The sequence below is a fragment of the Streptomyces sp. NPDC025833 genome (genome assembly GCF_055558055.1).
In genome coordinates this window covers 247,078-264,310 of sequence record NZ_JBVHNF010000008.1, presented here as the reverse complement: position 1 = coordinate 264,310, position 17,233 = coordinate 247,078, and the positions used below count along the sequence as shown (strand labels likewise).

The 17,233-nt window shown below is 71.5% G+C and carries 15 protein-coding genes and 1 tRNA gene; 8 read left to right on the top strand and 8 right to left on the bottom strand.

The window, feature by feature from the left end; genetic code table 11:
• Positions 1-17 precede the first annotated feature (17 nt).
• The 4 genes from ACZ4K2_RS16460 (at position 18) to pknB (ending at position 6,838) form a co-directional block, all read left to right on the top strand.
• A complete protein-coding gene (locus tag ACZ4K2_RS16460; RefSeq protein ID WP_467468822.1) occupies positions 18-1,652 on the top strand; it encodes a Stp1/IreP family PP2C-type Ser/Thr phosphatase in 1,635 nt (544 codons plus the stop codon).
• A 27-nt stretch (positions 1,653-1,679) separates the two neighbouring features.
• Positions 1,680-3,131 carry an FtsW/RodA/SpoVE family cell cycle protein gene (locus ACZ4K2_RS16455; protein ID WP_467468399.1) on the top strand — a complete coding sequence of 484 codons (1,452 nt, stop codon included), beginning with the start codon at positions 1,680-1,682 and terminating at the stop codon, positions 3,129-3,131.
• Positions 3,128-4,612 carry a peptidoglycan D,D-transpeptidase FtsI family protein gene (locus ACZ4K2_RS16450; protein ID WP_467468401.1) on the top strand — a complete coding sequence of 495 codons (1,485 nt, stop codon included), beginning with the start codon at positions 3,128-3,130 and terminating at the stop codon, positions 4,610-4,612. The genes ACZ4K2_RS16455 and ACZ4K2_RS16450 overlap by 4 nt, the downstream gene beginning before the upstream one ends.
• A gap of 195 nt (positions 4,613-4,807) precedes the next feature.
• Complete coding sequence (gene pknB, locus ACZ4K2_RS16445; RefSeq protein WP_467468403.1) at positions 4,808-6,838, top strand: Stk1 family PASTA domain-containing Ser/Thr kinase; 2,031 nt, start codon at positions 4,808-4,810, stop codon at positions 6,836-6,838.
• Between the two features lie 96 nt (positions 6,839-6,934).
• Here pknB and ACZ4K2_RS16440 read toward each other — a convergent pair whose 3' ends face one another.
• The 5 genes from ACZ4K2_RS16440 to ACZ4K2_RS16420 form a co-directional block, all read right to left on the bottom strand.
• Complete coding sequence (locus ACZ4K2_RS16440; RefSeq protein ID WP_467468405.1) at positions 6,935-7,693, bottom strand: class E sortase; 759 nt, start codon at positions 7,691-7,693, stop codon at positions 6,935-6,937.
• A 27-nt stretch (positions 7,694-7,720) separates the two neighbouring features.
• Positions 7,721-9,028, bottom strand: coding sequence for a class E sortase (locus tag ACZ4K2_RS16435; RefSeq protein WP_467468407.1), 1,308 nt, complete (start codon positions 9,026-9,028; stop codon positions 7,721-7,723).
• Positions 9,025-9,663, bottom strand: a complete 639-nt coding sequence (locus tag ACZ4K2_RS16430; protein ID WP_467468408.1) for an aminodeoxychorismate/anthranilate synthase component II — start codon at positions 9,661-9,663, stop codon at positions 9,025-9,027. The genes ACZ4K2_RS16435 and ACZ4K2_RS16430 overlap by 4 nt, the downstream gene beginning before the upstream one ends.
• Entirely contained in the window at positions 9,660-9,821 is a 162-nt protein-coding gene (locus ACZ4K2_RS16425; RefSeq protein ID WP_121787865.1) for a hypothetical protein, read from the bottom strand. Before ACZ4K2_RS16425 ends, ACZ4K2_RS16430 begins: the two co-directional genes overlap by 4 nt.
• Before the next feature lie 255 nt (positions 9,822-10,076).
• Entirely contained in the window at positions 10,077-10,859 is a 783-nt protein-coding gene (locus tag ACZ4K2_RS16420; RefSeq protein WP_467468411.1) for a DUF881 domain-containing protein, read from the bottom strand.
• Positions 10,860-11,011: 152 nt separating this feature from the next.
• Here ACZ4K2_RS16420 and crgA point away from each other — a divergent pair, with 152 nt between their 5' ends.
• Positions 11,012-11,266, top strand: coding sequence for a cell division protein CrgA (gene crgA, locus ACZ4K2_RS16415; protein ID WP_467468413.1), 255 nt, complete (start codon positions 11,012-11,014; stop codon positions 11,264-11,266).
• Positions 11,267-11,538: 272 nt separating this feature from the next.
• Here crgA and ACZ4K2_RS16410 read toward each other — a convergent pair whose 3' ends face one another.
• Together ACZ4K2_RS16410 and ACZ4K2_RS16405 are read right to left on the bottom strand one after the other, a co-directional pair.
• Positions 11,539-12,426, bottom strand: coding sequence for a rhomboid family intramembrane serine protease (locus tag ACZ4K2_RS16410; protein ID WP_467468415.1), 888 nt, complete (start codon positions 12,424-12,426; stop codon positions 11,539-11,541).
• Between the two features lie 229 nt (positions 12,427-12,655).
• A complete protein-coding gene (locus tag ACZ4K2_RS16405; RefSeq protein ID WP_467468417.1) occupies positions 12,656-13,195 on the bottom strand; it encodes a peptidylprolyl isomerase in 540 nt (179 codons plus the stop codon).
• Positions 13,196-13,469: 274 nt separating this feature from the next.
• On the opposite strand from ACZ4K2_RS16405, the gene ACZ4K2_RS16400 reads away from it, so the two are divergent.
• Complete coding sequence (locus tag ACZ4K2_RS16400) at positions 13,470-14,171, top strand: DUF5324 family protein (RefSeq protein WP_467468419.1); 702 nt, start codon at positions 13,470-13,472, stop codon at positions 14,169-14,171.
• A gap of 505 nt (positions 14,172-14,676) precedes the next feature.
• Here the strand turns inward: ACZ4K2_RS16400 and ACZ4K2_RS16395 are convergent.
• Positions 14,677-14,749: transfer RNA gene (locus ACZ4K2_RS16395), tRNA-Ala, on the bottom strand.
• Between the two features lie 183 nt (positions 14,750-14,932).
• Between ACZ4K2_RS16395 and ACZ4K2_RS16390 the strand changes: the two genes are divergently transcribed.
• Together ACZ4K2_RS16390 and ACZ4K2_RS16385 are read left to right on the top strand one after the other, a co-directional pair.
• Complete coding sequence (locus tag ACZ4K2_RS16390) at positions 14,933-15,481, top strand: helix-turn-helix domain-containing protein (protein ID WP_467468421.1); 549 nt, start codon at positions 14,933-14,935, stop codon at positions 15,479-15,481.
• A gap of 134 nt (positions 15,482-15,615) precedes the next feature.
• Positions 15,616-17,202: a serine/threonine-protein kinase gene (locus ACZ4K2_RS16385; protein WP_467468423.1), complete on the top strand. Its 1,587-nt coding sequence runs from the start codon at positions 15,616-15,618 to the stop codon at positions 17,200-17,202.
• Positions 17,203-17,233 lie beyond the last annotated feature (31 nt).

The window sequence follows — 17,233 nt, the reverse complement described above, 5'->3', positions numbered from 1 at the left end:
CGACGGGCGAGGTGGGCATGAGTCTGTCACTGCGCTTTGCCGCCGGATCGCACAAGGGCATGATCCGGGAGGGCAACGAGGACTCCGGTTACGCCGGTCCGCGGCTGCTCGCCATCGCCGACGGCATGGGCGGCCAGGCGGCCGGCGAGGTCGCCTCCTCCGAGGTGATCTCCAACCTGGTCACGCTCGACGACGACGTGCCCGGCTCCGACATCCTCACCTCCCTCGGTGTGGCCGTGCAGCGCGCCAACGACCAGCTGCGCGCCATGGTCGAGGAGGACCCCCAGCTCGAAGGCATGGGCACGACCCTCACCGCACTGCTGTGGACCGGGCAGCGGCTCGGGCTCGTGCACGTCGGCGACTCGCGCGCGTACCTGCTCCGCGACGGCGTGCTCACCCAGATCACCCAGGACCACACCTGGGTGCAGCGGCTCGTCGACGAGGGCCGGATCACCGAAGAGGAAGCCACCACCCACCCGCAGCGCTCCCTGCTGATGCGCGCCCTCGGCAGCGGCGACCACGTCGAACCCGACCTGTCGATCCGCGAGGTCCGGGCCGGCGACCGCTACCTGATCTGCTCGGACGGCCTGTCCGGCGTCGTCTCCCACCAGACGATGGAGGAGACCCTCGCGAGCTACCAGGGCCCGCAGGAGACCGTGCAGGAGCTGATCCAGCTCGCGCTGCGCGGCGGCGGCCCCGACAACATCACCGTGATCATCGCCGACGTGCTCGACCTGGACACCGGGGACGCCCACGGCGGGCAGTTCTCCGACCAGCCGGTCGTGGTCGGCGCGGTCGCCGAGAACCAGCAGCTCCACCCGCACGACAACGGCATCATGCAGACCCCGGCCGGCCGCGCCTCCCACCTGGGCCGCCAGGGCCAGGGACACGGCGGCGGCGAGTTCGGCCCGCTCGGCTCCGGCGACAGCCCGGGGTACGCCCCGGCCGGCGGCTTCGACGAGTACGCCGACGGCGACTTCACCAAGCCGCGCAAGCGGCGCAGATGGCTGAAGACCTCGCTCTACGGCGTCCTCGCCCTCGCCGTCGTCGGCGGCGGTCTGTACGGCGGCTACCGCTGGACGCAGACGCAGTACTACGTCGGCATCAAGGACGAGCACGTCGCGCTTTACCGCGGGATCAGCCAGGACCTGGCCTGGGTCTCGCTGTCGAAGGTGGAGACGGACCACCCCGAGATCGAACTCAAGTACCTGCCTCCGTACCAGCAGAAGCAGGTGAAGGCCACGATCGCGGAGGGCGGCCTGGACTCGGCCCGGACGAAGGTCCGGGAACTGGCCGTGCAGGCGTCCGCCTGCCAGAAGCAGGCCGAGCGCAAGGCCGCCGACGAGGCCCGGCGCAACGCCAAGAACGGCCAGCGCAGGACCACCGGCACCGGCACCGGCACCGGCACCGCCGACGGTACGGGTGCCGTCACGCACACCGCCGCCGTCACGCACACCGCCGCCCTCGCGCACACCGCCGTCTTCGCCACGGCCTCCCCGACGCCGCACTCGACCCTGAACCCGCCGGCCTCGAAGACGTCCCCGACGTCCCCCTCGAAGTCGCCGTCCACGACCCCGTCCGCGACCCCCAGCCCCGGCCCCACCCTCTCGGAGGATGAGCAGAAGGTCGTCTCGCTGTGCGGTAAGCAGTAGGCAAGCCGTGAGAGGCCCTGTCACACGATGAGCAGTACTACGAACTCACCGACGCACCACACGTCCACGATCGGTGCCATCGGCGCGCCGAGCCGCCGCAACACCGAGCTGGCCCTGCTGGTCTTCGCCGTGGCCATCCCGGTGTTCGCCTACGCCAACGTGGGCCTCGCCCTCGACGACCAGGTGCCGTCCGGTCTGCTGACCTACGGACTGGCCCTGCTCCTGCTGGCCGGCGTGGCGCACCTCGCCGTACGGAAGTTCGCGCCGTACGCCGACCCGCTGCTGCTGCCGCTGGCCACCCTGCTCAACGGGCTCGGACTGGTCGTGATCTGGCGGCTGGACCAGTCCAAGCTGCTCCAGTCGCTGCGGGGTTTCTCCCCCTCCGCGCCACGCCAGCTGCTGTACACCGCGCTGGCCATCGCCGTGTTCACCGCCGTGCTGTTCTTCCTCAAGGACCACCGGGTCCTCCAGCGGTACACGTACATCTCGATGTTCACCGCCCTGGTGCTGCTCATCCTGCCGCTGGTGCCGGGCCTCGGTGCCAACATCTACGGCGCGAAGATCTGGATCCGGATCCCCGGCCTCGGCTCCCTCCAGCCCGGTGAGTTCGCGAAGATCGTGCTCGCGGTCTTCTTCGCCGGCTACCTGATGGTGAAGCGCGACGCCCTGGCCCTCGCCAGCCGCCGCTTCATGGGCCTCTACCTGCCGCGCGGCCGCGACCTCGGCCCGATCCTGGTCGTCTGGGCGATCTCGATCCTCATCCTGGTCTTCGAGACCGACCTCGGCACCTCGCTGCTGTTCTTCGGCATGTTCGTGGTCATGCTGTACGTGGCCACCGAGCGGACCAGCTGGATCGTCTTCGGCCTGCTGATGTCCGCGGTCGGCGCGGTCGGCGTGGCGAGCTTCGAGCCGCACATCCAGACCCGGGTGCAGGCCTGGCTCAACCCGATGGGCGAGTACGAGCTGAGCCGCAAGATCACCCACGACGGCATCCTCCACTCCGACCAGCTGCAGCAGTCCCTGTGGGCGTTCGGATCCGGCGGCACCCTCGGCACGGGCTGGGGCCAGGGCCACTCGGACCTGATCAAGTTCGCCGCCAACTCCGACTTCGTGCTCGCGACGTTCGGCGAGGAGCTGGGCCTGGCCGGCGTCATGGCGATCCTGCTGATCTACGGCCTGATCGTGGAGCGCGGCCTGCGCACGGCCCTCGCGGCCCGCGACCCGTTCGGCAAGCTGCTCGCCGTCGGCCTGTCCGGCGCCTTCGCCCTCCAGGTCTTCGTGGTGGCCGGCGGCGTCATGGGCCTCATCCCGCTGACCGGTATGACCATGCCGTTCCTCGCCTCCGGCGGTTCCTCCGTGCTGGCCAACTGGGCCCTGATCGGCATCCTGATCCGCATCAGCGACACCGCCCGGCGCCCGGCGCCCGCCCCCGCCGGCAACCCCGACGTCGAGATGACCCAGGTGGTCCGCCCGTCATGAACAAGCCCCTGCGCCGGATCGCGATCTTCTGCGGTCTCCTCATGCTGACCCTGCTGATCCGGGACAACTGGCTCCAGTACGTGAAGGCCGACGCCCTCAAGAGCGACACGAGCAACCGCCGCGTCACCATCGCCCGCTACGCCACTCCGCGCGGCGACATCATCGTCGACGGCAACCCGATCACCGGGTCCGCGGAGAACGGCAAGGCCGGCCTGAACGACCTCAAGTACAAGCGGACCTACAAGAACGGGCCCATGTGGGCGCCGGTCACCGGGTACGCCTCGCAGGCCTTCGGCGCCACCCAGCTGGAGTCCCTGGAGGACGGCATCCTCACCGGTGACGACGACCGGCTGTTCTTCCGCAAGACCCTCGACATGATCACCGGCAAGGAGCAGCAGGGCGGCAACGTCGTCACCACGCTCAACGGCGCCGCCCAGAAGGCCGCGTTCGACGGCCTGAAGAAGCAGGGCGGCAAGGGTGCCGTGGTCGCCCTGGAGCCCTCCACGGGCAAGATCCTGGCGCTGGCCTCCTACCCGTCGTACGACCCCTCCTCGTTCGCGGGGAACGGCGACGACGACGCGGCGGCCTGGAAGAAGCTCCAGAAGAAGTACGACCCCCGCGACCCGATGCTGAACCGGGCGCTGCGCGAGACCTACCCTCCCGGCTCCACCTTCAAGGTGGTCACCGCCGCTGCGGCGCTGGAGAACGGCAAGTACACCTCGGCCGACCAGCCGACGCAGACGCCGCTGCCGTGGACCATGCCGGGCACCACGACCGAACTGAAGAACGAGGGCGCCCTCCCCTGCAAGGACGCGACCATGCGGGTCGCGCTGCAGTACTCGTGCAACACGGTCTTCGGCAAGATCGGCGCCGACCTCGGCAACGACAAGATGCTCGCCGAGGCGAAGAAGTTCGGCTTCGGCGCCGAGCAGTTCACCCCGACCCGCGCCAACGCCTCGGTGTTCTCCGACGACATGAACCAGTCGCAGACCGCGCTGTCCTCCATCGGCCAGTACAACACCGCCGCCACCCCGCTCCAGATGGCCATGGTCGCCTCCGCGGTCGCCAACGACGGCAAGCTGATGAAGCCGTACATGGTGGACACCCTGCAGTCCTCGAACCTGGACCCGGTCGCCAAGACCGACCCGGAGGAGCTGAGCCGGCCGCTGTCCGCGGAGAACGCCCAGATCCTGCAGTCCATGATGGAGACGGTGGTCGAGAAGGGCACCGGTACCAACGCGAAGATCAGCGGCGCGAAGGTCGGCGGCAAGACCGGTACCGCGCAGCACGGTGTCGAGAACAGCGAGAACCCCTACGCCTGGTTCATCTCCTACGCCAAGCTCCCCGACGGCAGTTCGCCCGTCGCCGTGGCCGTGGTGATCGAGGACGACCAGGCCAACCGCGACGACATCTCCGGTGGCGGCCTGGCCGCGCCGATCGCGAAGAACGTCATGGAGGCGGTCATCGACTCCAGGAGGTGACCGGCACCGACCACCGGGAGTGAAGCCGCTCACATCCCCTTCACATCGTTGCACGTTGCGAAACCGGTCCTGTATCGGGTTACGGACTTGGCCAGGTCACGCATGAGGAGCCGGGTACGGTAGGCCCGGACGGCAGCCTCCGGCCGCGCACACGGGTGCGCGGCCGAGACCGACGGAGAGGGCTGGTAGGTAGCTATGGAAGAGCCGCGTCGCCTCGGCGGCCGGTACGAGCTGGGCCAGGTGCTCGGCCGCGGTGGCATGGCGGAGGTCTACCTCGCGCATGACACACGGCTCGGCCGCACCGTGGCGGTGAAGACGCTGCGCGCGGACCTCGCGCGTGATCCGTCCTTCCAGGCCCGGTTCCGCCGGGAGGCCCAGTCGGCCGCCTCGCTCAACCATCCCGCGATCGTCGCGGTCTACGACACGGGCGAGGACTACATCGACGGGGTCTCCATCCCGTACATCGTGATGGAGTACGTCGACGGGTCCACGCTCCGCGAGCTGCTGCACTCCGGCCGCAAGCTGCTGCCCGAGCGTTCGATGGAGATGACCATCGGCATCCTCCAGGGCCTGGAGTACGCGCACCGCAGCGGCATCGTCCACCGTGACATCAAGCCGGCCAACGTCATGCTGACGCGCAACGGCCAGGTCAAGGTGATGGACTTCGGCATCGCCCGTGCGATGGGCGACGCCGGCATGACGATGACCCAGACCGCGGCGGTCATCGGCACGGCCCAGTACCTCTCGCCGGAGCAGGCCAAGGGCGAGCAGGTCGACGCGCGGTCCGACCTCTACTCGACCGGCTGCCTCCTCTACGAACTGCTGACGGTGCGGCCCCCCTTCGTGGGCGACTCCCCGGTGGCCGTGGCCTACCAGCACGTGCGGGAGGAGCCCCAGGCCCCGTCGGTCTTCGATCCGGAGATCACGCCCGAGATGGACGCCATCGTCCTCAAGGCGCTGGTCAAGGACCCGAACTACCGCTACCAGTCGGCGGACGAGATGCGCGCCGACATCGAGGCGTGCCTGGACGGCCAGCCGGTCGCGGCCACGGCCGCGCTGAGCGCGGTGGGCTACGGCGGCTACCCCGACGAGCAGGCGACCACCGCCCTGCGGTCGGACGCGGGCGCGGGCGCGACCACCATGCTCCCGCCGATGAGCCCCGACGACGGCGGCTACGGCTACGACGACCGCCCGGACCGCCGCCGCCAGCAGAAGAAGAAGTCCCACACCTCCACGATCCTCCTGGTGGTCGCGGGACTGCTGCTGCTGGTCGGTGCGATCCTGATCGGCAAGTCGTTCTTCGGCAGCAAGCAGGACAACACGTCGTTCAAAGCGCCGAACTTCGTCGGGCACACCCTCGCCGAGGCGCAGAAGATGGTGGAGAACTCCGAGCTGAAGCTGGCCCCGCCCGCCCACAAGGAGTGCGACGACCAGCCCAAGGGCAGCGTCTGCACCCAGGACCCCGAGGCGGGCACGGAGGTCGAGAAGGGCGACACGGTCACCCTGGTGGTGTCCTCCGGCGCGCCGAAGGTCGAGGTGCCGGACGTCCTCGGTGCCCAGTTCGAGCAGGCGGAGGCCCAGCTCAAGGACAAGGGCTTCGCGGTCGAGCAGAAGACCGAGGTGTCGGACCGCACGCCCGGCGTGGTCACCGGCCAGGACCCGCAGGGCGGCACCAGCGAGGAGAAGGGCACGACGATCACCCTCACGGTCGCCAAGCCCGAGGAGAAGGTCGCCGTCCCCGACGTCACCGGCAAGTCCTGTGACGAGGCGAAGGCCGCGATCCAGGCCCAGGGCCTGGCGCCCAGCGCGAGCTGCACCGAGACCCCGGTCACCGACCCCGCCCAGGACGGCAAGGTGCAGAACACCAACCCGCCGGCGGGCCAGGAAGTCGTCAAGAACACCACTGTGGTGATCAACGTCGGTAAGGCCCAGCAGCAGCAGACGCCGGTGCCGAACGTCGTCGGCCAGCGGGTGAAGGACGCCAGGGACATCCTCCAGAAGGCCGGCTTCAACAACATCCAGTTCGCGCCGGACAGCTCCCAGGACGACAACGCGTTCGTCACCAAGCAGGACCCGGCGGCGAACACCGGGGCCGACCCGGCCGGCACGACGATCACGCTGACCACGCTCGACTTCGGCGGCGGCAACCACGGCAACGGGAACGGGAACGGGAACGGCAACAACGACAACGGCGGGCCGAACATCATCGGCGGCCTGGGCGGCTGACGCCCCACCGCACCGCGTCCGCGGGCCCCGGCCGGAGACTTCCGGCCGGGGCCCGCGCCGTTGCGGACCGGGAGGGGGACCGCGCGTGGCGCGGTGTCAGCCGCGCAGTTCCCGGGGCGGCGTCCGCTTGCCGTCGACCTTCTCCACCCGGACCAGTTCGCCCCACACCACGTACCGGTAGCGGGAGGTGTAGACGGGCGTGCAGGTCGTCAGGGTGATGTAGTGGCCGGCCTTCGCCCTGCCGGACTCCTCGGGCACCGGCGACAGCACCTCGACGTTGTACTTCGACGTCTCGGGGAGCACCGAGTAGACCTTGTACACGTACCAGTCGTCCCGGGTCTCGAAGACGATCGGGTCGCCCTTCTCCAGCTTGTCGATGTCGTGGAACTTCGCGCCGTGGCCGTCCCGGTGGGCGGCGACGCTGAAGTTGCCGGTCCTGCCGGTCATGGGCAGCGTGGCCTTGACCGGGTCGGTGTAGTAGCCGGCCACGCCGTCGTCGAGGACGTCCGTGCCCGTGCCCTTCTCGACCAGCACCTCGCCGTTCCCCATCGCCGGCACGTGCAGGAAACCGATGCCGTCCTTGGTGTCGAGCGCGCCGGGACCGGAGGAGTCCCGCTGCCGCGCCCAGTGGTCGCGCACCTTGTCCGCCTGCCGGTCCGCCTTGCGGTCCGCTATCACGTTGGTCCACCACAGCGAGTAGACGACGAAGAGGCCGAGCAGCACACCCGCGGTGATGAGGAGTTCCCCGAGGAAGCTGACCGCCAGCGCGATACGTCCGGGGCGCCGGCGGGGCGCCGCCGGGTCCGGTCGGGACGCGCCCGTGGTCTCTTCGGTGTCGCCGGCGGTCGCTGCCACAGTTCCTCTGCCCTTACTCGGTGAGCCCTACTCGATGAGCGCGTCCGGTTTGCCCTCGCTGCGCGGCCGTTCCTGGACCATCTTGCCCCAGACGATCAGCCGGTACTTGCTGGTGAACTCGGGCGTACAGGTGGTGAGCGTGATGTAGCGGCCGGGCCCGGTGAGACCGGAGCCCGGGGGGACGGGATCCAGCACGCCCGTATTGGACGGCGGGGTCACGGGAAGCGTGGAGGTCACCTTGTACACGAAGTAGGTGTCCTGCGTCTCGACGACGACCGGGTCGCCGGCCACGAGCCGGTTGATGTACCGGAACGGCTCGCCGTGCGTGTTGCGGTGGGCCGCGAGGCCGAAGTTGCCGGTCCTGTCCTGGGGCATCGCCGTCTTCAGCGGCGCCTCGCCGTAGTGCCCGACCATCCCCTTGTCAAGCACCTTCTTGTTGCTGACGCCCTCCGCGATGGGCGCCACCACGTCCAGCTTCGGGATGTGCAGGATGGCGAAGCCCTGCCCCGGCTCGAAGACACCCGGGTTCCGCCTGCCGCTCGCCCAGTCGTCCTGGAGCTGGTGGGTCTCGCTGCCGGCCTGCGCGTGCGCGCGGACGTTGGTCCACCAGAGCTGGTAGGTGACGAACAGCAGCATCAGCACGCCGGTGGTGATGAACACCTCGCCGATCGCCCGGCTCGCGACGGTCGCCGGGCCCGGCTTGCGCAGCCGGGCCTGCCGCCGGGCCTCCACCCGGCTCAGGGGGCGCCGCGGGTCCCGCGGCGCGGGCGCGGGCACCGTCTGCCGGGCGCCGCCGGTGCGCCGGGCCCCACCGCGGTGCTTGGCGGCCTTTCTGCGGGCCGCACGGCCGCCCGGCGCGGCGGCGGGCGCGGGTGTTCCGGCCGCGGCCGCAGCGGCGCGTGTGGCGCCGTCCCGCGGCCCCGGGTGTCCCGGCCGCGTGACGCGCAGGGCCATCGTCTCGTCGTCGCCGGGGGGTGGCGGCGCCGGCCGCGGCGCCGCGGAGGTCTGCGCCGGCCGCGGCGCCGCGGAGGCCTGCGCCGGCCGCACGGGCCGCCCCTCCCGGTCCAGCCGGGGCAGCGGAGCCGTCCGGTCTCCCCCCGTCACCCGGGGCAGTGGCGCCGTGCGGCCCTCCCCGGTCACCTTGGGCAGGGGCGCGGTCAGGTCCTCCCCGGTCACCCGGGGCAGCGGTGCCGTCAGGTCCTCGCCCGTCACCCGGGGCATCGGTGCCGTCGGCGGGTCCTGCCGGCGTCCCCCGTACGACCGCGCACCGCCGGAGGACTCGTACGGTCTCTGGCCGCCGTGCAAGTCCTCGCGCTCGGGGCGCAGGGCGGTCACGCCGTGGCCCTGCCCACCACCGGGGCAAGCCCCGCCGACCTCGCCACGGCACCGTGGTCACCGCACTCCACCAGCCAGTTGGCCAGCATCCGGTGCCCGTGTTCCGTCAGCACCGACTCGGGGTGGAACTGCACTCCCTCGACCGGGAGTTCCCGGTGCCGCAGGCCCATGACGATGCCGTCGTGGGTGCGGGCGGTCACCTCCAGCTCGGCCGGTACCGTGGCCGGCTCGGCGGCCAGGGAGTGGTAGCGGGTCGCCGTGAAGGGCGAGGGCAGGCCCGCGAAGACGCCCTTGCCCTCGTGCTCCACCGGCGAGGTCTTGCCGTGCAGCAGCTCGGGCGCCCGGTCGACCACACCGCCGTACGCCACCTGCATCGACTGCATGCCGAGGCACACCCCGAAGACGGGCACCCCGGTCGCGGCGCAGTGCCGGACCATGTCCACGCACACCCCGGCCTGCTGCGGCGTTCCCGGACCGGGCGAGAGGAGCACGCCGTCGAAGCCGTCCTGGGCGTGCGCCGTCGACACCTCGTCGTTGCGCAGCACCTCGCACTCGGCACCCAGCTGGTACAGGTACTGGACGAGGTTGAAGACGAAGCTGTCGTAGTTGTCGACGACGAGAATCCGTGCGCTCACTGGTTGTCCACCGTCACATCGTTGAAGGGCAGCAGCGGCTCGGCCCACGGGAAGACGTACTGGAAGAGGACGTAGACCACGGCCAGGACCAGTACCAGCGAGACGAACGCCCTCACCCACGCGTTACCCGGCAGATGCCGCCAGATCCAGCCGTACATGCCGTCGCTTGCCGTCCTTTCCGTGTCCCTACGGCACCGGACCACGCCGTACCCCACCAGATTAGCGGCGCGGCGCCCCCGGTACGCCTGACTCCACGGGCTGGCTGGAATCCGGGCGCGCCCAGATGATCAGCCAGTGGCCGTGCCTCGGTCGATCCGGTACGTGAACCAGGTCGCGCCGTCCGTGAGCACCACCGCGGGTCCGTTTTGTTCCACGTGAAACCGAGCCGCGGTACGTACGCCTACCGGGTCTGCCTACCCCACCGGCTTCGCGTAGTGCAGGTCCACCGTGCCGGAGTAGCCGGGCAGCGTCACCGTCCCGTCGTCGGCGACTTTCCAGCCGAGGCCGTAGACGTTGACGTAGACCATGTACGTCTGGATCTCCTTGCTCTCCGCGAGCGCCTGCTTGAGCCGGTCCGGGTCGCCGACCGCGGTGATCTTGTACGGCGGTGAGTAGACGCGGCCCTGGAGGATCAGCGTGTTGCCGACGCAGCGGACGGCGCTGGTGGAGATCAGGCGCTGGTCCATGACCTTGATGCCGCGGGCGCCGCCCTGCCACAGCGCGTTCACCACGGCCTGGAGGTCCTGCTGGTGGATGACCAGGTAGTCGGGCTGCGGCTCGGGATAGCCCGGGAGCTTGGCGGTGGCGTCGGGCGGCGCGTCGTTCAGCGTGACGGTGACGGCCTTCCCGGACAGCGGCCGGGTGCCGGCCCGCGTCTCCAGCCCGCCGAGCTCGTCGTTCTCGGCCTTGCTCCGGCCGTTGTCGCTCTCGGCGAGCGACTCGACGCTGCCGCGCAGCGCCGCGTTGGACTCGTCCAGCCCCTTGTTCTTGCGGCTGCGCTGCTGGATCAGGTCGGACAGCTTCAGCAGGGAGCTGTCCTGGCGGATGTCGGTGCCCTTGGCCGTATCGAAGCTGGTGAAGAAGATGAGCCCGGCGAGGGCGAACACGGCGGCCGTGAGGATCCGCACCGGTCGCAGACGCGGGCGGCGGCCGGAACCCGTTGCTCCCGTCCCATGGGAGTCGGCAGAATTGCTCAACGTACCCTTATCTCCTTCGACGCCACGGAAGCACTACGCTAACGGACGCCCGGGGGAGCCTACAGAGTCGTCGTGTTGCCCCTTTGTCCGCTGTCCCGAGCCCGACCCAGTTCCCTGCGCGGCCACGCAGCGCATCGACAGGAGAGACCCTCGTGCCGAAGTCACGTATCCGCAAGAAGGCCGACTACACGCCGCCGCAGGCGAAGCAGGCGCAGGCCATCAAGCTGACCAACCGGGCCTGGGTCGCGCCGGTCATGCTGGCCATGTTCCTGATCGGCCTGGCCTGGATCGTCGTCTTCTACGTGACCGACGGCTCCCTGCCGATCGACAGCCTGGACAACTGGAACATCGTGGTCGGCTTCGGCTTCATCGCCGCCGGGTTCGGTGTCTCCACCCAGTGGAAGTGACTGGGGCGGAAACAGCTCTGCCCAGGGCTATCCACTGAGTTATCCACAGCGGTTTTCCACAGTGGGGAAAAAGAACGACGATCTGTGGATAACCCGTCGGGTGTTGACGCCGGTGTGACTGGTACACCGGCCCTCAGACATCTGTTCGCCCCCTGCCCTACCTGCGGAAACGCATCCCAGCGGCAGGGGGCACAGCTGTGTCCGCACCGTATGCACAAGATCGGGCACACGCTGTGGACAACGGTTCGGAAACAGCCTGTTCCCCGGCCCGGTCAGGTGAGCTGGGCGGTCCTGACCAGCACGAGGGCCACCGAGAGGGCGAGGACGACGGCACAGGTGCCGTACTGCACCAGCGACCGCCGCTCGCGCGGGGCGTGGACCATCGCGTAGCCGGTGACGACACCGGCGACGAGCCCGCCGATGTGCGCCTGCCAGGCGATGCTCATGGCCGGGTTGAAGGTGAAGATCAGGTTGATCACCAGCAGGGCGACGACCGGCCGCATGTCGTAGTTGAGCCGGCGCATCAGCACGGCGGTGGCGCCGAAGAGGCCGAAGATCGCGCCCGAGGCGCCGAGCGAACCGGTCGTCGGGGAGGTGAGCAGGTACGTCAGCGCACCGCCGGCCAGCCCGGAGACGAAGTAGACGGCGAGGTAGCGGGCCCGGCCGAGAGCCGCTTCCAGCGGGCCGCCGACCCACCACAGGCTCAGCATGTTGAAGCCGATGTGCCAGTACTGCTCGTGCGCGAACATCGACGTCACGAAGCGGTACCACTCGCCGCCGGCCACGCCCGAGGTCGGTGCGAACGGCTTCGGCGGCCAGGCGCCGTAGAGGACCACGTCGTCCAGGAGCGAGCGGTCGGCCTGGATGGCGATGAACAGCGCGAGGTTGAGCCCGATCAGGATCTTGGTGAGCAGCCGGGGGTCGGCGGTGACGGTGCCCCCGGCGAGCGTCCGCGGCCGGGACGCCCGCGGCGCGGGTCCGCCGCCCGCCGTGCCGCGGACGCAGTCCGGGCACTGGAAGCCGACCGAGGCGCTGACCATGCACTCCGGGCAGATCGGCCGTTCACAGCGGGTGCAGTGCACGCCGGTCTCACGGTCCGGGTGCCGGTAGCATCCGGGCCCGCTGCGGGCGTCCTGCGCGCTCCCTGCGGCCTGCTCCATCGGATCCCCTTGCTCGTCGCCACACTGTCTGACAGGACTATCCTGCCCCGCTCGCCCCCACGGCCGAAGGGGGTGCCCGGTTCCCTCCGGAAATTCCGTACCGGGAGCCGCGGACGGACGGGCCGACGGGCCGGACGTGCCGAGCGGGACCGGCGTGCCGAGCGGGACCGGCGTGCCGGGCGGGACGGACGTGGCGGACGGGCGCGGCGACCGGGCCGGACGGGCGGGCTCAGTCCTCGCGCGTCTCGCGCGTCTCGACGGTGACCGTCTCGATGACGACGTCGACGAGCGGCCGGTCGTTGCGGCCGGTCGGCACGCGCGCGATGGCGTCGACGACCTTCCGGCCGGCCGGCGCGGTGACCTCGCCGAAGATGGTGCGCTTGCCGTTCAGCCAGGTGCTCGGGGTGACGGTGATGAAGAACTGCGAGCCGTTGGTGCCCGGTCCGGCGTTGGCCATCGCCAGCAGGTACGGGATGTCGAAGGCCAGGTCGGGGTGGCACTCGTCCTCGAACCCGTAGCCGGGGCCGCCGAGGCCGTTGCCCAGGGGGTCGCCGCCCTGGATCATGAAACCGCCGATCACGGAGTGGAAGACCGTGCCGTCGTACAGCCGGTCCCGGCTCCTGACCCCGGTCCCGGGGTGGGTCCACTCGCGTTCACCGCGGGCCAGCTCGACGAAGTTCCGGACCGTGACGGGCGCGAACAGCGGGAAGAGCCGGACCTCGATGTCGCCGAGCGTGGTCCTCAGGGTCGCGTAGAGCTGTTCGGCCACGGTCCGCCTTCCGTCGTCGTCCGCCGCGCCACGTCGATCCTTCCACGCTCCCGGGCCGCGCGTCGCCCGGCGGCCGCGTCTTCCACCGGGGCGAGGGGCGCGCGCCGGCGATCCGTGGCAGTGTCGACGACGGGGCCTCGTGCCGCGGAGGCCGCCGGAGGGGGTGATCGGCACCCGAATGCCCGTCCTCGCATGCCGCGACGGCCCCGGGCAGGCATGATCCGGTAAAGGGTGGAAAGTCGAATTACCGTACGCCACCGAGGAGGAGGAACCCGTGACCCGCATCGACAGCGTGCGCGCCGCGACCGGCTCGGCGAAGGACAGCGTGCTGCACGCCGCGGAAGTGGTGGCGCCCTACGCCGACACGGCCAAGGAGCGTGCCTCGTTCTACGCGCAGGAGGCACGCGTACGGCTGGCGCCCGTGGTGTCGCAGGCCGCAGAACAGGCCCGCGTGCAGTACGACGCCCGGCTCGCCCCGCGCCTTGAGCAGGCTCGAACGCATGTACCACCGAAGGTGGACCAGGCGGCCCAGGAGGCCGCCGTCCGCACCCGCAAGGCGGCCCGGCAGGCCGCGCGGTACTCGCGCCCCCGGATCGAGCAGGCCGTGGCCGCCGCGACACCGGTCGCCGACGAGGCCGCGGCGCGCGGTGCCGCCGCCCTGGCCGCGCTGCGCGGTCAGGTCTCGGCCGAGGACATCCGCAAGCTCGCCCGGCGCAAGCAGCGGCGCTGCCGCTCCGGCCGCGCCCTGAAGGCGGCCGCGGTGCTGACCGCCCTCGCGGGCGGCGCCTATGCCGCGTGGAGGTGGTGGGACAGGCAGGCCAACCCCGACTGGCTGGTCGAGCCGCCCGAGGCGACGGAGGTGCCCGACTCGCCCCACCTGACCTCCGTGGACGGCACCGGCCCCACCGGCCTGGACCCGGAGGTGCAGGCCAAGCAGGCGGAGGAGGACGAGACGGACGGCCACGAGCAGCCCTGAGCCGGCCCGCGGAACCCCCCGCACGCGCGTTCCCGCACGAGCCCTCGCCGGTCACGTCCCCGGACCGGCGGGGGCTCTTCGGCTGCCCGTTCACGGCAGCAACGCCGACACCGGCGTTCCGGGCTGCGCGCCCGACGCGAAGACCTGCGGATGCGAAGCCGCGGTGAACATCCGGAACACCCGCGGACGCGAGGACGGCACCGGACGGCGTCGGCGCCGGGGTACGGAGAGGGCCCGGGGTGGGCTCCGGGCAGCGGGCGGCCGGCCGGCGGGGCCCGGGCCCGGCGGGCCGCGGGGAGCACCGCGACCGCGGGGAAGCGCCGGCCCGGCCCGGCCGCGCGGGGTGCGCGCGGGCCTTCCGGCGAACGGCACCCGGCGGGCGGGCGCGCGGCAACGCACGGGGCGGCAGGAGGCGTTGGGACGGCGCCGCCCCACGCGCGGCGGGCCGTACGCACAGAAGACCCCTCCGCCCACGTTTCCGCAGGTCAGAGGGGTCTGACAAGAGTGGAGCCTAGGGGAGTCGAACCCCTGACATCCGCCATGCAAAGACGGCGCTCTACCAACTGAGCTAAGGCCCCGGGAAGAAGCCCCCGGCCGGACGGTGTGCGTTCCGGCGGGTGCCGCAGACCAGAGTACCGGGTCACCCCCCGTATCCCGCAAAAAGATTGGGGGTCCCCGTCGATGACCACGCTCCGTAAGATGCTCGTCGTGGTTCGCTACAGCGAACCGCGGTTTTTCAGGGGAAGCGATGGGGAGACGCAATGGACGCCGCACAGCAGGAAGCCACCGCCAGAGCGCGGGAGCTGCAGCGGAACTGGTACGGGGAGCCGTTGGGGGCGCTCTTCCGCAAGCTCATCGACGATCTCGGGCTGAACCAGGCGCGGCTCGCGGCGGTCCTGGGGCTGTCCGCGCCGATGCTGTCGCAGCTGATGAGCGGCCAGCGCGCCAAGATCGGCAACCCGGCGGTGGTCCAGCGGGTGCAGCTGCTCCAGGACCTGGCCTCCCAGGTGGCGGACGGCAGTGTGAGCGCCGCCGAGGCGACCGACCGGATGGACGAGATCAAGAAGTCGCAGGGGGGCTCCGTGCTCAGCAACACCACCCACACCACCACCAGTTCGGGCGCGCCCACGGTCAAGCGGGTGGTGCGGGAGATCCAGTCGCTGCTGCGCTCGGTGGCCGCCGCGGGTGACATCATCGACGCCGCGGACGCCCTCGCCCCGAGCCACCCCGAACTCGCGGAGTTCCTCCGCGTCTACGGCGCCGGCCGCACGTCCGACGCCGTCGCGCACTACCAGTCCCACCAGAACTGATCCGCGGGCCGGGTCACCGGGGGTGGCCGGCCTGGTCGTACCGCCCGTCTCCTGGGTAGGGAGGGGGGCGGGGGAGCCAAGGGGGACGTGGGGTCCGGGGGGCTCCACGGCCAGCGGGAGGAGCGGCGGCTGCCATGGGTGAGGTCTTCGCCGGCCGGTACGAACTGGCCGACCCGATCGGGCGCGGGGGCGTGGGCGCGGTCTGGCGTGCCTGGGACCACCGCCGACGGCGCTACGTGGCCGCCAAGGTCCTCCAGCAGCGCGACGCCCACTCCCTGCTCCGGTTCGTCCGGGAGCAGGGCCTGCGCATCGACCACCCGCACGTCCTCGCCCCGGCGAGCTGGGCCGCCGACGACGACAAGGTGCTGTTCACCATGGACCTGGTCGGCGGCGGCTCGCTGGTCCACCTGACCGGGGACTACGGCCCGCTGCCGCCGGCGTTCGTGTGCACCCTGCTCGACCAGCTGCTGTCCGGGCTGGCCGCGGTGCACGCGGAGGGCGTGGTGCACCGGGACATCAAGCCCGCCAACGTGCTCCTGGAGGCGACCGGTACCGGACGGCCGCGGCTCAGGCTGTCCGACTTCGGCATCGCCATGCGGCTCGGTGAACCCCGGCTGACGGAGACCAACCTGGTGGTGGGCACGCCCGGTTACCTCGCGCCCGAGCAGATGCTGGGCGCCGAACCCGACTTCCCGGCCGACCTGTTCGCCGTCGGCCTGGTCGCCCTGTACCTTCTCGAAGGCGCCAAGCCCGACGCGAAGGCGCTCGTGCAGCACTTCCTGGAGCACGGGACGCCGGGGCCGCCCAAGGGCGTTCCGGAACCGCTGTGGCAGGTCGTCGCCTCACTGCTCCAGCCCGATCCGGCGGACCGTTTCCGCACGGCCAACGGGGCGCGCAAGGCGCTCGCCACCGCGGCGGAACTCCTGCCGGAACCGGACGTCGACGACGAACGCATCGAGATCTTCGACCAACTCGGGCCCCTGCCACCCGGATTCTCCCCGGACGGCCCCCTCCGGCTGGCCACCGGCGTGGCCCCGGACCGGGCGCCGGACACGTCGTCGGCGACGACCCTGCGCGCGGCCCCGGGCACGGGCGCCGGCCTCGACCCGGGCTCAAGCGGGCCGTTCGGCAAGGGCGTTGCCGGTGGTTCCGGCGCGGGCACGGGAGCGGAGGGGAGTGCGGGCGCGCACGCGGGCGGCGGTGCGGGTACCGGTACGTCCACCGGCACCGGCTCGATGTCGGACACCGGAAGCTTCCGGCTGCCGCCGCCCCAGTGGTCCGCGCCGCCCGCCCCGGCCCCTCTCCCGCCCCTCGCCCAGGAACCACTGCCGCCCGCCGCCCCGGCACCAGGAGCCACAACGGGACCAGCGTCAGGGCCGGTACCGGAATCGGCACCAGAACCAGTACCGGGACCGGCACCAGGACCGGTGCCGCACCAGCCCCCGGCCCCGGCCTCGCCCCCGGCACCCGCCTCGTCCGGGGTCCCGGCCCCGCACCGCGACACCGCGACCGCCGCGTACACCGCCCGCGACCGGCAGGCGGCGCCCCGGACCGCGCCCGCACCCCCGCCTTCGCCCTCACCCACGCCCGCGAGCGCCCCGCGCGCCCGGGGCCGGCGGGCGCGCCGCCGGCCCGGCCCCCCGGCGAAGGCCGCGATCCCGATCCTGCTGCTGGCGCTGGTGTGCTACGCGGTGGGCATCTGGGCGCTCCTGCAAGGCTGAGCGCCGGCCCGTCAGCGCCTGGCCCGGCCCG

What these genes read in the sequence shown, in the direction of transcription:
- ACZ4K2_RS16425 (WP_121787865.1), bottom strand. Translation starts at nt 9,821, where the DNA reads ATGTACGGCTGGATCTGGCGGCATCTGCCGGGTAACGCGTGGGTGAGG.
- pknB (WP_467468403.1), top strand. Translation starts at nt 4,808, where the DNA reads ATGGAAGAGCCGCGTCGCCTCGGCGGCCGGTACGAGCTGGGCCAGGTG.
- ACZ4K2_RS16410 (WP_467468415.1), bottom strand. Translation starts at nt 12,426, where the DNA reads ATGGAGCAGGCCGCAGGGAGCGCGCAGGACGCCCGCAGCGGGCCCGGA.
- ACZ4K2_RS16390 (WP_467468421.1), top strand. Translation starts at nt 14,933, where the DNA reads ATGGACGCCGCACAGCAGGAAGCCACCGCCAGAGCGCGGGAGCTGCAG.
- ACZ4K2_RS16460 (WP_467468822.1), top strand. Translation starts at nt 18, where the DNA reads ATGAGTCTGTCACTGCGCTTTGCCGCCGGATCGCACAAGGGCATGATC.
- ACZ4K2_RS16450 (WP_467468401.1), top strand. Translation starts at nt 3,128, where the DNA reads ATGAACAAGCCCCTGCGCCGGATCGCGATCTTCTGCGGTCTCCTCATG.
- ACZ4K2_RS16455 (WP_467468399.1), top strand. Translation starts at nt 1,680, where the DNA reads ATGAGCAGTACTACGAACTCACCGACGCACCACACGTCCACGATCGGT.
- ACZ4K2_RS16385 (WP_467468423.1), top strand. Translation starts at nt 15,616, where the DNA reads ATGGGTGAGGTCTTCGCCGGCCGGTACGAACTGGCCGACCCGATCGGG.